The sequence below is a fragment of the Halochromatium sp. genome (genome assembly GCF_054919635.1).
In genome coordinates, this window is the sequence record NZ_JBUDPI010000046.1 from 1 (window position 1) to 16,237 (window position 16,237).

Genomic DNA, 16,237 nt, shown 5'->3' on the forward strand with positions numbered 1-16,237 from the left:
GCGCACCACAATGGGGTTGTGGGGGTCGCAGGTTCGAATCCTGCCGCCCGGACCATCTTCAACATGTCAAACGCACACTCCTCTCGGCAGCGACTGCGTCTGCATACCAATCGCGAAGGTGAGCTGATCCGGGTCCGTGGCCTGGTGCAAGGGGTTGGCTTCCGGCCAACGGTCTGGCGCTTGGCGCGTGCCGCTGGGCTCGCCGGTGATGTCTGCAACGACGGCGAAGGGGTGCTGATTCGGCTCTGGGGCAGTAGCGCCGAGATCGATGACTTCTGTCGTGCCCTGATGGTCGAGTGCCCGCCATTGGGGCGCATCGATGGCATCGAGCGGCGGCTCTGCGAGGGGCCGGCGCCTGCGGGCTTTAGTATCGTCGAGAGTGGAGCGGGCAGGGTACACACCGGTGTCGTTGCGGATGCTGCAACCTGCGCGGCCTGCGCGGCTGAGATCGCTGATCCGAGCGATCGACGCTATCGCTACCCGTTCACCAACTGCACCCACTGCGGACCTCGGCTGAGCATCATTCGCTCGATCCCTTATGATCGGGCCAACACCAGCATGGCCGCGTTCAAGATGTGCCCGGCCTGCGCAGCCGAGTATCAGAACCCGGCCGATCGTCGCTTCCATGCCCAGCCCAATGCCTGTCCTGTCTGTGGCCCCAAGGTCTGGCTGAATCAAATCCCGGCGAACCCGGCGGCGCGGGATGCGATCGATGCCGCAAGCCAGCTGCTGGCGCGGGGCGCGATCGTGGCGATCAAGGGCGTCGGTGGCTTCCATCTGGCCTGTGACGCGACCAATCCGGCGGCCGTCGCCGCGCTGCGTGAGCGCAAGCGCCGGGCGGTGAAGCCCTTTGCGCTGATGGCCAGGGATCTGGATGTGATCCGCCGCTACTGTGCGGTCAGTCCGGCTGAGGCGGAGCTGCTGAGCTCTAGGGTAGCGCCGATCGTGCTGTTGGATTGGATCGCCGGCGGAGATGACGACGCGCCCACAAGCGGTGCGCCCCTGGCAAGTGCGCCTCCTGTGAGTGCACCCCCTAAGCGTGCGCCCTCGGTGTCGCGCTCGGGCGCATCGGGGAACGTATCGGGGCGCGCATTGGCGGGCACTGACACGGTTGGGCGCCAGGTTGAGCCCCGGGTTGAGCGCCAGATTGAGCTCAGGGCGCCCGCGATTGCCGCTGAGGTGGCGCCCGGTCAGTCGGCGTTGGGCCTGATGCTGCCTTATAGCCCCCTGCACCAGCTGCTGCTGCAGGACTGGGACCGGCCCTTGGTGATGACCAGCGGCAATCTCAGCGATGAGCCGCAATGCATCGACAATGCCGATGCGCTAGCGCGCCTGGCGGGCATCGCTGATGCCTGGCTGCTCAATGACCGCGAGATCGTCAATCGGGTCGACGATTCGGTCGCGCGGGTGATTCAGGGCCGTGCGCGCTGGCTGCGCCGTGCCCGCGGTGCAGCGCCGACGCCGCTCAAGCTGCCAGGCGGATTTGAGAGCGCACCGCGGGTGTTGGCGCTCGGGGGCGAGCTGAAGAACACGCTCTGCCTGCTCAGCGATGGACAGGCGACCCTGTCGCAGCATCTTGGCGATCTCGAGGAGGCGCGCACCGCGCGTGAGTTCGAGCACACGGTCGGCCTGTATCAGGCGCTGTTCGAACATCAGCCCGAGATCATCGCCATCGACGCGCATCCAGACTACCGCTCATCGGCGCTTGGGCGCCGCCTGGCAGCCGAGACCGGCGCCCGATTGGTCGAAGTGCAGCACCATGCGGCGCATCTGGGCTCGGTGCTTGCTGATGCCGACTGGCCGACCGATGCCGGTCCGGTGATCGGCGTGCTCTTCGATGGGCTGGGGTATGGTGCCGATCAGACCATCTGGGGCGGCGAGCTCCTGCTTGGCGACTATCGACAGTGGCAACGGATCGGCCATCTGCGACCCTTCAGGCTGCCGGGTGGCGAGCGCGCGATCCGCGAGCCTTGGCGCTGTCTCTATGCGCAGCTCGACAGCAGCCTGGGCTGGGCGCACTGCGTTGAGCGTTGGGGCGGCTTGGAGCCGTTGCGGGCGCTCCAGGAGCGACCGATCGCGACGCTGGCAGCGATGATCGAGAAGCAGGTGAATGCGCCGCGCACGACCTCGGTGGGGCGATTGTTCGATGCGGTTGCGGCCGCGCTTGGGATCTGCGCCGATGGCATCGCCTATGAGGCGCAGGCGGCGATTGAGCTCGAGACCCTGGCGCGGGGCCCGCTGGATGGGATCGATGGCGATGGCGCATCCCTGAGCGGTTACCCCGTTGCCATCGACAGCGGGTCAGAGCCCTGGCAGCTGAGCCCGGTGCCGCTGTGGTCGGCGCTGCTCGATGATCTGGCCGCGGGGGTGCCGGCGGCGGTGATCGCGGCGCGCTTCCATCGCTGGCTTGCTGAGGCGGTCGCCGAGCTGTCGGTGCGGGCGGCGGCCCGACATGGCGTGCGGACGGTCGCGCTCTCGGGCGGGGTGTTCCAGAACCGGACCCTGTTTGAGGCCGCACTGAAGGCGCTTGCTGCCCGCGATCTGGAGGTGCTCAGCCATACGCGGGTGCCGGCCAATGACGGCGGTCTCGCGCTTGGTCAGGCGGTGATCGCGGCGATGGCAGCGGGTGAGCGCGCCGAAGGCGCGCGCTTGGGCTAGCACGGCCTGGGGCCGGGGTGGGGGCTGGGGTGCGAGGCGGTCCTCGGTGGGGCTAGCCTGTGGGGCTGCGCGGGGGCTGGATGGGAACTCAGCTCGGTGGCATGCCGGCGCCCCAGTTGCCGCTGCGGGGGCGGTAGCGGTTCGGGATCAGCACGGTCGGGCGCAGCTGGCTCGGGTCCTGCTGGGGGAAGTCGAGGGTGTAATGCAGGCCGCGGCTCTCGCGTCGGCGTTGCGCCGATTGGATGATGAGGTCGGCGACCTCGACCAGGTTGCGAAGCTCGAGTAGGTCGGCCTTGACCCGGAAATGGCTGTAGTGCTCGATGATCTCTTGACGCAACAGGTCGACGCGACGCTTGGCGCGCTGTAGTCGCTTGTTGGTGCGCACGATGCCGACGTAGTCCCACATGAAGCGGCGCAATTCCTCCCAGTTGTGCGAGATCACCACCTCTTCATCGGCCTGGGTGACGCGGCTTGCATCCCAGGCTGGCACTTCGGGTGGCGTGGGCCAGCCGCTCGCCAGCTCGGCGATATCCTTGGCCGCGAGCTCGGCAAAGACCAGGCATTCGAGCAGTGAATTGCTGGCCATCCGGTTGGCGCCGTGCAGCCCGGTATAGGCGGTCTCGCCGATCGCATAGAGACCGGGCAGGTCGGTGCGGGCGCGGGCATCGACCAGCAGCCCGCCGCAGGTATAGTGGGCGGCTGGGACCACCGGGATCGGCTCGCGGGTGATGTCGATGCCAAGCTCGAGACAGCGCGAATAGATGGTCGGGAAGTGCTCGGTGATGAAGTCGGCCGGGCGGTGCGAGATATCGAGATGGACGAACTTGCTGCCGGTGCGCTTGATCTCGTGGTCGATGGCGCGTGCGACGACGTCGCGCGGTGCCAGCTCGGCGCGGTCATCGAAGCGTGGCATGAAGCGGTCGCCGTCGAGCAATTTCAGCTCCGCGCCTTCGCCACGCAGCGCCTCGGTGATCAGGAAGGACTTGGCTTTGGAGTGGTAGAGGCAGGTTGGATGGAACTGCATGAACTCCATGTTCGCGACGCGACAGCCGGCGCGCCAGCCCATCGCGATGCCGTCGCCGGTGGCGACATCGGGGTTGCTGGTGTAGAGGTAGACCTTGCTGGCACCGCCGCTGGCAATGACCACGAATTTGCTCAGAAAGGTATGGACATCATTCGTTCTGTTGTCGAGCAGGTAGGCGCCGAGGCAGCGGTTGCCGGTGCCGCCGATCTTGCGATCGGTGATCAGATCGACGGCGGCATGGTGCTCGAACAGCTCGACGGTGCTGCGCTGGCGAACCAGGTCTGTGAGCGTGGTCTCGACGGCGCGGCCGGTCGCGTCAGCGGCATGGATCACCCGCCGATGGGTATGGCCACCTTCGCGCGTGAGGTGATAGCCGCTGGAGTCGGTGGCGCTGTCGTCACGGGTGAATTGGACGCCGGCGTCGAGCAGCCAATGGATGTTGCCGGGACCGCTCTCGACGACGAGACGCACAATCGACTCATCGCAGAGCCCATCGCCAGCCTTCAGGGTATCCTGTACGTGCGCGTCGATGCTGTCTGTGGCATTGAGGACCGCCGAGATGCCGCCCTGCGCATAGAGCGTGTTCCCCTCTTGTAGCTCACGTTTTGAGACGACGGCAACCGAGAGCTGCGGGGGCAGACGGAGCGCGAGACTGAGGCCAGCGGCACCGCTGCCAATGATGAGGACGTCAGGGCGGTAGAGCTTGGGCATGGTAGCGGGCTTCCTCGCGCGAGCGGAGCTCGGATAATGACGGTTGTGTTGCAATGAGGGTGTCAGCGAAGAGTATGCCGCAGGCTCGTGGTCGCGTCGCCTGCCGGGAGTCTGTGCTGTTATGCCCTTGTCTATGTGTACATATGGACAAAGATTAGACGCAGGCGTTTCAGAGCGGCAGAATGAGGGTCAGGGACTAACCTGACGCATTGCGTTGCGACATATCAACGCGTGAACTGCTCGACAGAGAACTTTCATCGGAGGGGTGGTGTCAATGCGGCAGGTAAGCAGAAACCGACGGGCACGAGGGCGGCCGCGTGTCTGAGCGTGAGGTCGATCAAGCACTCGTCGAGCGTGCTCAGGCCGGTGATCGGCGTGCGTTTGATCTGTTGGTTCTGAAGTACCAGCAACGGATTGCGGCACTAATCGGTCGCTATCTGCGCGATAGCGCCGAGATCTTGGATGTGACGCAGGACGCCTTTCTGAAGGCGTATCGGGCACTTCCGGGCTTCCGCGGAGAGTCGGCGTTCTATACCTGGATCTATCGGATTGCGATCAACACGGTGAAGAACCACATGGTCGCGCAGAGTCGACGCCCGCCGGGTGACGATGTAGACGCCGAGCTCGCCGAGCAGATGGACCTGGGCTCGGCGCTGCGCGACAGCGCAACGCCGGAGCGTGAGGCGCTCAGCGACGAGATCGCCGACACGGTGCAAGAGGCCTTGGATGCGCTGCCCGATGATCTGCGGGCGGCAATCATGTTTCGCGAGATCGACGGGATGAGCTATGAGGAGATTGCAACCGCGATGGAGTGCCCGATTGGCACTGTACGCTCAAGGATCTTCCGCGCTCGTGAGGCGATCGACAAGCGGCTGCGGCCGCTGCTCGAAGGCTGATCTGAGTCGTATCTGGCCTCGGGCGGAATCCGTATCATGAACAAGTGACGAGCGAAGGCGACAGCATGACCACACCCACAGCGGACCAAAGGCACCTGGCGGCACTGATCGATGGAGAGCCTGGTCCCGGCGGATTCGATGCTGCGATTGATGCTGTCGCGAGGGATGCTGAGCTTCGTACTCGTTTCGAGCGGGGGCTGCTCATCGGTCAGGTGCTACGCGGCGAGCCCTCGCTGCGTGCTGCGCGCGCCATCAATACCCGGGTCTCGGCGGCCCTGGCCTCAGAGCCCGTTGTGATGCGCCCGAGCCGTCGGCGAGCACCAGGTCCACCGTCGTCGATCAACCGCTCGGCTGCCGGTCTTGCCATTGCTGCCAGTCTCGGCGCTGTTGCGATCTTGGTAGGTCCCGGGCTGATGATGGAGGGCTCCAACCTGTCTGCTCCCGATATCCCGATGGCTAATCGTCCAGCGCTACCACAGCCGGACGCGGCTGCGCCCGGCGCGAATGCTGTGCCCATCGTCCAGCCCGTCGTCGAGCGTTGGGCAATGGATGAGCCAGCAGGCGCGACTGCGCTCGACAGGCTCGTGATCGATCATCGCGAGCGCACCTCCGCCTCAGGGCTGACCGGCTTTATGCCCTACGTGGCGGTGGTTGGTCCAAGCGGTGTTCGTTGACCCCATGAGCCGTCGTTTGCCGCTCCCACGGGTGACTGCCATCGCGGTAATCAGTGGCAATCTCCTGATCGGCATCCTGTTTGGCCTCTGGTTGCCGTCGGTTGCCGCAGAGACCGGCGCAGAGCAGTCTCCGATCGACCTGCTGAGCCAGATGTCCCGGGCGCTCTCGGAGCTGGAATACGAAGGGACGCTGGTCTACCTAAATGGTCATGAACTCTCGACTCTAAGGATCGCGCATCGTATCGAGGGCGGAGAGGCGCATGAGAGCCTGTTGGCGCTCAGCGGGCCGATTCGCGCGGTTGCCCGCAGTCATCAGAGCGTGATCTGCGTTCTGCCTGACGCGCATGCGATCTCGCTACCTCGTCATGGCGGGAGTGCGAGCACCCTGCATGCGGGAGTATTGGATGCCGATCGGTTGCGGCCGCACTACCTGGTTCAGGGCTTGGGTCAATCCCGGGTTGCCGGTCGCGATACCCGTGTGATCGGGATCATTCCTCGGGATGATCTGCGCTACGGCTATCGGTTCTTTGTCGATGAGGAGACCGGGCTGCCGTTGAAGACGGATCTCATGGACAGCTCGGCGACGCCGATCGAGCAGGTGATGTTCACCGAGATCACGTACCTCGATCGCGTCTCGGACGAGATTGAGGCTCAGGCGCCCAAGTCCGTAGGCGGCCCAAGCGCTGCTCAGGCGTCATCGCCGGTGGTGACGGTTGATTCGTCACCCTGGCGGTTTTCGGAGCTGCCTGCAGGCTACCGAGTGGTGGCCGGTGATCCGCCGGAGCCTGATGCCGATGGGACCGAGGGGACACGCCGCTGGTTCATGGTCAGCGATGGGCTATCGGTGGTGTCGGTCTATATTGAGCCTGATCAGGGGCAGGGCCTTGCTGGGCATAAACGTGTCGGCGCGCTCAATGCGGCCGGGCGCTCCCTCGATGGGCATCAGGTCACTGCCGTTGGAGAGGCTCCCCAGCAGACCGTGCAAGCCATTGCGGCTGCGGTTAAGATGCAGCCATGATTGAGGAGCAGGCCATCGTTGTCTCCAGCGAAGCTGGTATCGCAGAGGTTGAGATTGTCCGCCGCTCAACCTGCGGCGCGTGCAGCGCGCGCTCTGGCTGCGGGGTCTCGATGCTTGATCGGGTGCTAGGCCGGCGGCCGCAGCGGTTGCTGCTGGTCGACAAGCTCGGTGTCCGAGCAGGCGAAGAGGTGATGGTTGGGATTCCAGAGGGGGCCTTGCTGAAGGCTGCGGTGGCAGCCTATATTGTCCCGCTCGTTGGCCTCTTGGGGGGCGCCATGGCTGGCGATCTCATGCTGCACGAGGGGGCTATCGGCCAGGGCCTGCCGTTGTTGACTGGTGCCTTCGGATTTGTGGGCGGGCTGCTGGCGACGCGCCTCTATAGTCGTCGGCTGGCTGCTGACCCGCGTTGGCGCGCCCTGTTGCTGCGCCGTGTCTCCCATAGCCTTCCGGTCGGTCTTCCCGGTCTGCACTGAACCCTGCTGCGACCCCTGCAGCCGCGGCTGACGCGGCGCGGCTGTCGGCGGGGCTGGGGGCGCCAGCTGGGCAGGTCGCGCATGTCTGCATCGCTGTGCAGTGCAGTCTCAATGGGCCGCATCTGTTATCGTTACCGGCTGTCCCTGCTGGCAGCGACCCGCTTCAGGGCTGCCCGTCACCGCTCTCTTTGGATCTCCATGCGTAATCGCTATCCGTTCTCGTTTGTTATCACCGCGGTTGCCCTGCTTGGGCTTGCCTGGCCTGCATCTAGCCTCGCGGATGATCAGTCGATGCCGGCTCAGGCGGATGCCGCAGCGGTGCCCTCGAAGGCCGTTTCGGCGCTCCCGAGCTTTATCCCGCTGGTCAAGCGTTACGGCCCCTCGGTGGTCAATATCAGCAGCAAGCAGGGGTATGGCTTGGGGCCGCAGGAGTTCGAGCCCGAGGAGGGACTGCCCGAGGATAGCCCGCTCTATGACTTCTTCCGCCGCTTCTTCGGCGAGGATGGGCCATTGCCGGATGATGGTGATCAGGGGCGCTCGCTAGGCTCTGGCTTTATCCTCAGCCCGGATGGCTACATCCTGACCAACGCCCATGTGGTCGAGGCCGCCGATGAGATCATCGTGCGCATGAGCGACCGGCGCGAGTTCGTGGCGCAGGTGATCGGTGCTGACGAGCGCAGTGATATCGCGCTACTGAAGATCGATGCGACCGATCTGCCGGCGGTTGACCTGGGGCTGTCAGAGACGGTTGAGGTTGGCGAATGGGTGCTCGCGATCGGCTCGCCGTTCGGCTTCGAGCACTCGGCAACGGCCGGCATCATCAGCGCCAAGGGGCGCTCGCTGCCGTCCGAGAACTATGTGCCGTTCATCCAGACCGATGTGGCGATCAACCCCGGCAACTCAGGCGGCCCATTGTTCAATCTCGAGGGTCGCGTGGTCGGCGTCAACTCGCAGATCTATAGCCGGACCGGTGGCTTTATGGGGCTGTCGTTCGCGATCCCGATCGATGTCGCGATCGACGTGGTCGAGCAGCTTGAGGAGAAGGGGCGGGTGAGTCGTGGCTGGCTCGGGGTGCTGATCCAGGACGTGACCCGCGATCTGGCCGAGCCGTTCGGCTTACCGCATCCGGTTGGTGCGCTGGTCTCGCAGGTGCTGCCGGACAGTCCGGCGGAGAAAGCCGGACTGCGTGCTGGTGACATCATTCTGACCTTCGATGGGATCGAGGTGCTCACCTCAAGCAGCCTGCCGCCGCTGGTCGGCGTGACCAAGGTTGATGTCACGGTTCAGGTCGAGCTGTTGCGCGATGGTGAGCGACGGGAGGTTGCCGTGACGCTGGCCGAGCTGCCGGAGGATGAGACGGCGCTGATCCAGCCCGGGCGTCCTGCAGCGCCGGCTGCAAACCGGCTGGGCCTGGTCATGAAGGAGGTGCCAGAGGATCAGCGCGAGCTGCTTGGGCTTGAGCAAGAGGGCGTGCTCGTCGACCGGGTTGAGACTGGCCCCGGTGAGCGTGCCGGTCTGCGCGCTGGTGATGTGATCCTGCACTTCAGCAATGACGAGGTCCAGGATCTGGCGCATTTCGATCGCTTGGTGGATGCTGCCCCGGCCGGTGAGTCGGTGGCGGTGCTGGTGCAGCGGGGTGATGGGCGTATGTTTTATGCGCTGCGGCTGCCGCCCGAGTAATCTTCCCGCGGTCCGTTGCCCTTTGTTGTTATCTCTGCAGCGTCTTCTCGCGCGCCCAACCTCAAGGATTTCGCCCGCCGATGGCCGATCTCAGTCACATTCGCAACTTCTCGATCATCGCCCATATCGACCATGGCAAGTCGACGATCGCCGACCGCTTTATTCAGCATTGCGGCAGCCTGACCAATCGCGAGATGAGCAACCAGGTGCTCGACTCGATGGACCTGGAGCGCGAGCGCGGCATCACCATCAAGGCGCAGAGCGTCACCCTCGACTACCCGGCCAAGGATGGACAGGTCTACGAGCTCAACTTCATCGATACTCCGGGTCACGTCGACTTCTCCTATGAGGTCTCGCGCTCGCTTGCTGCCTGTGAAGGTGCCTTGCTGGTGGTGGATGCCGCGCAGGGCGTAGAGGCGCAGAGCGTTGCCAACTGCTACACCGCCATCGATCTCGGGCTCGAGGTGCTGCCGGTGCTGAACAAGATCGATCTGCCCTCGGCGGAGCCGGAGCGGGTCATCAACGAGATCGAGGAGATCATCGGCCTCGATGCCGAGGATGCGCTGCGCGTCAGCGCCAAGACCGGGCTCGGCATCCCTGAGCTGCTGGAGATGCTGGTGGCGAAGATCCCGCCGCCGGTCGGGGACGCCGATGCGCCGCTTCGGGCGCTGATCATCGACTCTTGGTTCGATCCCTATGTCGGCGTGGTCTCGCTGATCCGGGTCAAGGAGGGGACGCTCAAGCGGCGCGACAAGATCAAGGTGATGTCGACCGCCCGCGTGCATCAGGCCGATAACGTGGGCGTCTTTACCCCGAAGAAGACCCCGCGCGAGCAGCTTGGGCCGGGCGAGGTTGGCTTTGTCGTCGCTGGGATCAAGGAGATCGATGGCGCTCCGGTCGGCGATACCATCACCGGTGCCGAGCGGCCCGCCACTGAGCGGCTTGCAGGCTTCCGTGAGATCCGTCCACGGGTCTTTGCTGGGCTCTATCCGATCTCCTCGGATGACTACGAGGACCTGCGCGATGCGCTCGCCAAGCTGCGGCTCAACGAGTCGGCGCTCTTCTACGAGCCCGAGACCTCGCAGGCACTCGGCTTCGGCTTCCGCTGCGGCTTCCTCGGCATGCTGCACATGGAGATCATCCAGGAGCGGCTGGAGCGTGAATACGATCTCGACCTGATCACCACGGCGCCTACCGTCATCTATGAGGTCGTCCTGAACGACGGCGAGGTGATCAATGTCGATAATCCGGCCAATCTGCCGGAGACGACCAAGATCCAGGAGATCCGAGAGCCGATCATCGAGGCCCATATCCTGGTGCCGCAGGACCTGCTCGGTGGTGTCATCAACCTCTGCGTCGAGAAGCGTGGGGTCCAGAAGAACATCCAGTTTCTTGGCGGTCAGGTGCAGGTGAGCTATGAGCTGCCGCTGAACGAGGTGGTGCTGGATTTCTTCGATCGGCTGAAGTCGGTGAGTCGGGGCTACGCGTCGTTCGAGTACGAGCTCAAGCGTTTCGAGGCCGCCGATCTGGTCAAGCTCGACCTGCTGATCAATGGCGAGCGCGTGGATGCATTGTCGCTGATCGTGCACCGCTCGAACTCGGTCCATCGCGGCCGTGAGCTGGCCGAGCGGATGAAGGAGTTGATCCCCCGACAGATGTTCGAGGTTGCCATCCAAGCCGCCATTGGCACCAAGATCATCGCTCGCACCACGGTGAAGGCCCTGCGCAAGAATGTGACGGCCAAGTGTTATGGCGGTGATGTGACCCGCAAGCGCAAGCTGTTGGAGAAGCAGAAGGCCGGTAAGAAGCGGATGAAGCAGGTTGGGCGCGTCGAGATCCCGCAAGAGGCCTTCCTTGCGGTGCTTCAGTCCAGCAAGGATAATTAATCGGTTTTCCTTCGGATAGCCGTCACAGGATCAGGAGACGCACCCGCGTTATGAGCTTTGATTTTCCAACCTTCCTTGTCGCCGCGACCTTCTTGACCGGCGGCATCTGGCTGCTGGATGCCATGCTATGGGCGCCCAAGCGTCGCCGCTTGGCCGCTGCCGCCGCGAGCAGCCCGGGTGAGGGCGGTGAGGCCGCAGCGGGTGGCGACAAGGAGCCGGTGCTGGTCGAGTACGCGCGCTCGTTCTTTCCGGTGATCTTGGTCGTGCTGCTGTTGCGCTCATTCGTCGTCGAGCCCTTTCGCATCCCTTCGGGCTCGATGATGCCAACCCTGTTGGTCGGGGATTTCATCCTGGTCAACAAGTTCTCCTATGGGCTGCGCTGGCCGGTGTTGAATAGCAAGTTTCTCGATCTCGGTGAGCCCGAGCGCGGTGATGTGATCGTGTTTCGCTTTCCGCGTGATGAGTCGGTCGACTACATCAAACGGGTGATCGCGGTGCCCGGCGATCAGGTCTACTACCGCGACAAGACCGTCTACGTCAACGGCGAGCCGCTTGAGCAGGTCCCGCTCGGCGAGTACGTTGATGATCAGGGCCGGCCGACAGGTTTGGTCGAGGCCATTGAGGAGGTCGATGGTGGTGGTGAGCATGAGATCCTCATCAACCCCCGCACAGGCGATTTTCCGCGCTCCTGCCGTGTGTTGGCAGGTGGGCCGGTGACGGTGCCAGAAGGCATGTATTTCGTGATGGGCGACAATCGCGACAATAGTAACGATGGTCGCTGCTGGGGTTTCGTGCCGGAGGAGAATCTGGTCGGCAAGGCCTTTGCGATCTGGATGAGCTGGGATGGCAGCCGCGGGGGCTTCCCGATTGCCTTTGGTCGTATCGGCGATGTGATCCATTGATGCCGACGCGACACAGGGCTTCCCCGTTGCCTCAAGATCAACATTCCTGTCACCTGCCTGCTTCAAAGCGCCGCGCGCCAGGCCCTGGCAATCGAGTCCGTGGAAAACGGGGCTTTGGCCTGGCCAAGGTCCTGCTGGGGCTGCTCTTGGTGGTGTTCTTCGTCAATCTCGGGATCAAGATGCTGCCCTCCTATCTGACGTTCCTCCAGGTGCGCAGTCTGATGGAGCGAATGGTGGAGCGACCGGAGCTGGTTGGGGCCGGTTCGCATGAGGTGCTGGGCGCTGTCAGGCGTCAGCTTGGCATCGATAGCCTGCGCTTGGTCGACACACAGGACTTCCGTGTGTTTCGCGAGGGGGAAGCGATCCCGCTTGGCGTCGATTATCAGGTCCAGAAGCACATCGGCTTCAATGTTGATGTGCTGATGCAGTTCGATCACAGCCTGGTGCTCCCGCGACCATGACGACCGGCCCGACTCGCCTGGCGACCGCGCTGATCGGGCAGCCGCCGGAATCGATGGCCCTGATCGAGCAGGCGCTCACCCATCGCAGTGCCGGTCCGGTGAATAACGAGCGCCTCGAGTTCCTGGGCGATGCCCTGCTCGGATTCGTGATCGCCGAGGTCTTGCTGCAGCGCTTTCCTGACGCCAACGAAGGCGATCTGACAAGGCGGCGGGCGGCCCTGGTCAACCGCGAGGCCTTGGCCAAGATCGCGCGGTCGCTGAGCCTTGGCGACCACCTGCGGCTGGACTCGGGCGCCCTGCGCACCGGTGGGCATGCGCGCGATTCGGTGCTGTCTGATGCGCTCGAGGCGCTGATTGGCGCGATCTATCTGGATCAAGGCTTTCCGCGCGCCAAGCAGGTGATCCTCAAGGTCTTTGCCGAGTCCTTGGCCGATGTTGCTAAGCAGGAGGCGCGCAAGGACCCGAAGACGCAGCTGCAGGAATGGTTGCAGGCACGTCGCCGTGTCCTGCCCGAGTACGAGGTCACCGCAGTGACTGGTGAGCAGCACGCACAACGGTTTCAGGTCCGCTGCCGGCTTCCCGACGACGGCCGCGAGTGCCTTGGCGACGGCTCCAGTCGGCGCCGCGCGGAGCAGCAATCCGCTGAGACCATGCTCGCGCTATTGACCGGCTCGGATTGATCTGATGAGTCAGCCTAGCGATCCGCATTCGCCAACGTTTGAGCCAGCGAGCAATGGGACAAATAGCAAGGGGCCGAACCGCACGGGGACAAACGGGACGGGGACAAGCAGCACGGAGGCGAACAGCGGCGACATGAACAGCACCGCCGCTGAGCCCGCCGAGCAGGGCCTGGGCTCGACTGGCGCGGCCGAGGGCTCAAACCGCTGTGGCTATGTCGCCATCGTCGGGCGACCCAACGTCGGCAAGTCGACGCTGCTTAACCGGCTGCTCGGGCAGAAGCTCGCGATCACCTCGCATAAGCCACAGACGACGCGTCATACCATCCTCGGTGTCTCGACCCTGGCCGGCGGTCAGATCCTCTATGTCGATACGCCGGGCCTGCATCAGCGTGGCAGTAATGCGTTGAACCGCTATCTGAATCGGGCGGCGCGGTCGATCTTGACCGATGTCGATCTGGTGCTCTTGGTGGTCGAGGCGCTGCAGTTTAGCGATGAGGACGCGCTGGCGCTGGCCGAGATCGCCAAGGCCGGCACGCCCGCCATGGTCGCGGTGAACAAGACTGATCGCATCGCCGATAAGACCCGTCTGCTGCCCTATCTGCAGTCCTTGTCGGAGCGCCATCCGTTCGTCTCCATGGTGCCGGTGTCTGCGCTGAAGGGCGATCAGGTCGAGCGGCTCGAGACCGCGGTGCTAGCGGCCTTGCCGCAGGGCGATCATCTATTTCCTGACGATCAGCTCACGGATCGCTCCGAGCGCTTCCTGGCCGCGGAGCTCCTGCGCGAACAGCTGATGCAGCGCTATGGGCAGGAGCTACCCTATCGAACGACGGTCGAGATCGAGTCCTTCACCCTGGAGCAGGCCGGTGGGACGGATCACCCCGAGGCGCCGCGGGCGCGCATCCAAGCCCTGATCTGGGTCGAGCGCGAGAGCCAGAAGGCGATCATCATCGGCCACCGCGGCGAGGCGCTGAAGGCAGCGGCATCGCAGGCGCGGTTGGAGATGCAGAAGCTGTTCGGCCGGCGGGTGCATTTGGAGGTCTGGGTCAAGGTCAAGGATAGCTGGAGCAGCGACGAAGCCGCACTCGCGAGCCTTGGCTACGGTGAATACTGAGCGCTGCCGCTGCTGATCGGTGCGACGCGCCAATGGTCTTGCCAAGGGTCTTTCCAGTGTTCGTGTCCGTTGCTTAGGTCAGCCATCTGTCTGCGATGCTTGTCTCTAATGCCTAGGTCAAGGCGTCGATGAGCCTGCAGACACTCAAGCGCGGTTTCGTGCTGCATCGCCGTGACTACCGCAATACCAGTCTGTTGCTCGAACTGTTCGTTGCCGAGGATGGGCGGCTTCCCTGCATCGCTAAGGGAGCAAAGTCAGCGGCGCGCGGACGCTCGGCGCTGGCTGCATTGCTGCAGCCGTTTCAGCCGCTCTGGCTGAGCTGGGTTGGCCGTGGTGAGGTCAAGACCCTGACTCGGGCTGAGGCTGCGGGGCCGAGCATTGCGCTTAGTGCAGAGCGGCTCTACTGTGGCTTCTATCTGAATGAGCTGTTGCTGCGGTTGGTCGACCGCGAGGACCCACAGGAGGCGCTGTTTGTCTTCTATCAACAGGCCTTGGCCGATCTGGCGACCGAATCCGTGGATCAGGTGTTGCGCCGCTTCGAGCTGCGCCTGCTTGAAGAGCTAGGCTATGCGCTCGACCTGCGTCTGGATCGGCAGGGCAAGCCCATTGATCGCGGACGGTACTATCGTTATGTCCCCAGTGAAGGGCTCGATCCGGTTCCAGAGACCGGCGCGAGCCAGAAACAGGCGACTGCGCTCGCTGAGCAGGCGTGTCTGGAGGGAGGCGTTTCTGAGCCCAGTGCCGTCGGCGCTCGAGCTGGCGCGCCGTCATCGGCGGCGGTTGCGGCCGACCAAGAGGTCCTGATCAGCGGCGTCACGCTGGAGCGGTTAGCCACTGGTGCCGTCTTGCAGCGCACCGATACGCAGTCCGCTCGAGCCCTGATGCGTGCAGCGCTAGCCCCCCATCTTGGGCCAAAGCCGCTGCGCAGCCGCGAGCTGTTCCGCCGCCGGCCGAGTTGATTTCCTTATCCTGTCTAGGAGCCACCATGCAACAGCTAAGCGGGACGCCGATCCTCCTCGGCGTCAATATCGATCATATCGCGACCATTCGCGCCGCTCGCGGCACCCGTTACCCGGAGCCGATTCAGGCCGCGTTGGTGGCCGAGCAGGCAGGCGCCGATGCCATTACGCTGCATCTGCGCGAGGACCGGCGGCACATCCAGGATCGCGATGTGCATCTACTGAAAGGGATTCTGCAGACGCGGATGAATCTGGAGATGGCGGCGACGCCGGAGATGGTGCAGATTGCCTGCGAGGTGCGCCCGGCCGATTGCTGTCTGGTCCCGGAGCGGCGCGAGGAGCTCACGACTGAAGGTGGGCTCGACGTAGCCGGGCAGATCGGCAAGCTCAGGGAGCAGACCGCGCGCTTGGCTGCGTCCGGGGTGCGCGTCTCGCTGTTCGTCGATCCCGATCCGATGCAGTTGGACGCGGCCGTCGATGTCGGTGCGCCGGTGGTCGAGATCCATACCGGGCGTTATGCCGATGCCGCGACCCAGACGCTGCGAGCCAAGGAGCTTGAGCGCATCGCAACCGCCGTCGCGCATGGTCGGAAGCTCGGGCTGCAGGTGAATGCCGGGCATGGCCTGGATTATCCGAATGTCGAGGCCGTGGCGGCGCTGCCGGGCGTGCGTGAGCTCAATATCGGCCACGCGATCGTCGCCCGGGCGCTGTTCTCCGGGTTGGCGCCAGCGGTCACCGAGATGAAGCGCCTGATGGTGCAGGCCGCGCTGTTGCGGACGACCTAGACCAGCTCGCCCATGGCTCTGATCCTGAGATCTGGCCCCAATGGTTCTGGCTCCAGATCTTGGGCGCCAGACCTTGGGGGGGCAGATTTCGGGGGCCAGAGTCGGACCTTATCTCGCGGTAACAAAACCAAGGTGGAAAAGGAACGTCTCTTGCTTCATCTTCTGAGACATCCTCAACCAAGGTTTTCCGATCATGACCACCACTGCAGAGTCGGCGACCCCGAGACGCCCGGTCGTCCTGGTCATCCTCGATGGCTTCGGCATCAATCCAAGTAAGCTGAACAATGCCCACGCACAGGCAAGGACCCCCCGTCTCGAC

14 protein-coding genes are annotated in these 16,237 nt (G+C 64.3%); 13 read left to right on the forward strand and 1 reads right to left on the reverse strand.

What is annotated here, in order from left to right; genetic code table 11:
- Positions 1-63: 63 nt before the first annotated feature.
- The gene (locus ACY693_RS04795; RefSeq protein WP_462320691.1) at positions 64-2,658 is read left to right on the forward strand and encodes a carbamoyltransferase HypF; all 2,595 of its coding nucleotides are present in this window, start codon (positions 64-66) and stop codon (positions 2,656-2,658) included.
- An 88-nt stretch (positions 2,659-2,746) separates the two neighbouring features.
- On the opposite strand, the gene nadB is transcribed toward ACY693_RS04795, so the two are convergent.
- Positions 2,747-4,393 carry an L-aspartate oxidase gene (gene nadB, locus ACY693_RS04800; RefSeq protein ID WP_462320692.1) on the reverse strand — a complete coding sequence of 549 codons (1,647 nt, stop codon included), beginning with the start codon at positions 4,391-4,393 and terminating at the stop codon, positions 2,747-2,749.
- Between the two features lie 317 nt (positions 4,394-4,710).
- On the opposite strand from nadB, the gene rpoE reads away from it, so the two are divergent.
- From rpoE to pdxJ, 12 genes are all read left to right on the forward strand, one after another.
- Positions 4,711-5,289 (forward strand): RNA polymerase sigma factor RpoE, encoded by a 579-nt coding sequence (gene rpoE, locus ACY693_RS04805; protein ID WP_462320693.1) that lies wholly within the window; start codon positions 4,711-4,713, stop codon positions 5,287-5,289.
- A 65-nt stretch (positions 5,290-5,354) separates the two neighbouring features.
- Positions 5,355-5,963: a sigma-E factor negative regulatory protein gene (locus ACY693_RS04810; protein ID WP_462320694.1), complete on the forward strand. Its 609-nt coding sequence runs from the start codon at positions 5,355-5,357 to the stop codon at positions 5,961-5,963.
- A 4-nt stretch (positions 5,964-5,967) separates the two neighbouring features.
- Positions 5,968-6,981, forward strand: a complete 1,014-nt coding sequence (locus ACY693_RS04815) for a MucB/RseB C-terminal domain-containing protein (RefSeq protein ID WP_462320695.1) — start codon at positions 5,968-5,970, stop codon at positions 6,979-6,981.
- Entirely contained in the window at positions 6,978-7,454 is a 477-nt protein-coding gene (locus ACY693_RS04820) for a SoxR reducing system RseC family protein (protein ID WP_462320696.1), read from the forward strand. The genes ACY693_RS04815 and ACY693_RS04820 overlap by 4 nt, the downstream gene beginning before the upstream one ends.
- Positions 7,455-7,745: 291 nt before the next feature.
- Entirely contained in the window at positions 7,746-9,134 is a 1,389-nt protein-coding gene (locus ACY693_RS04825) for a DegQ family serine endoprotease (RefSeq protein WP_462320704.1), read from the forward strand.
- A gap of 80 nt (positions 9,135-9,214) precedes the next feature.
- Complete coding sequence (gene lepA / locus ACY693_RS04830) at positions 9,215-11,020, forward strand: translation elongation factor 4 (RefSeq protein WP_462320697.1); 1,806 nt, start codon at positions 9,215-9,217, stop codon at positions 11,018-11,020.
- Between the two features lie 50 nt (positions 11,021-11,070).
- Complete coding sequence (gene lepB / locus ACY693_RS04835; protein ID WP_462320698.1) at positions 11,071-11,922, forward strand: signal peptidase I; 852 nt, start codon at positions 11,071-11,073, stop codon at positions 11,920-11,922.
- 26 nt (positions 11,923-11,948) lie between these two features.
- Entirely contained in the window at positions 11,949-12,383 is a 435-nt protein-coding gene (locus ACY693_RS04840) for a DUF4845 domain-containing protein (protein ID WP_462320699.1), read from the forward strand.
- Positions 12,380-13,063 (forward strand): ribonuclease III, encoded by a 684-nt coding sequence (gene rnc / locus ACY693_RS04845; RefSeq protein ID WP_462320700.1) that lies wholly within the window; start codon positions 12,380-12,382, stop codon positions 13,061-13,063. The genes ACY693_RS04840 and rnc overlap by 4 nt, the downstream gene beginning before the upstream one ends.
- A 133-nt stretch (positions 13,064-13,196) precedes the next feature.
- The gene (era, locus tag ACY693_RS04850) at positions 13,197-14,174 is read left to right on the forward strand and encodes a GTPase Era (RefSeq protein WP_462320701.1); all 978 of its coding nucleotides are present in this window, start codon (positions 13,197-13,199) and stop codon (positions 14,172-14,174) included.
- 128 nt (positions 14,175-14,302) lie between these two features.
- Positions 14,303-15,133 (forward strand): DNA repair protein RecO, encoded by an 831-nt coding sequence (gene recO / locus ACY693_RS04855; RefSeq protein WP_462320702.1) that lies wholly within the window; start codon positions 14,303-14,305, stop codon positions 15,131-15,133.
- 26 nt (positions 15,134-15,159) lie between these two features.
- Complete coding sequence (gene pdxJ, locus ACY693_RS04860) at positions 15,160-15,918, forward strand: pyridoxine 5'-phosphate synthase (RefSeq protein WP_462320703.1); 759 nt, start codon at positions 15,160-15,162, stop codon at positions 15,916-15,918.
- Positions 15,919-16,237 lie beyond the last annotated feature (319 nt).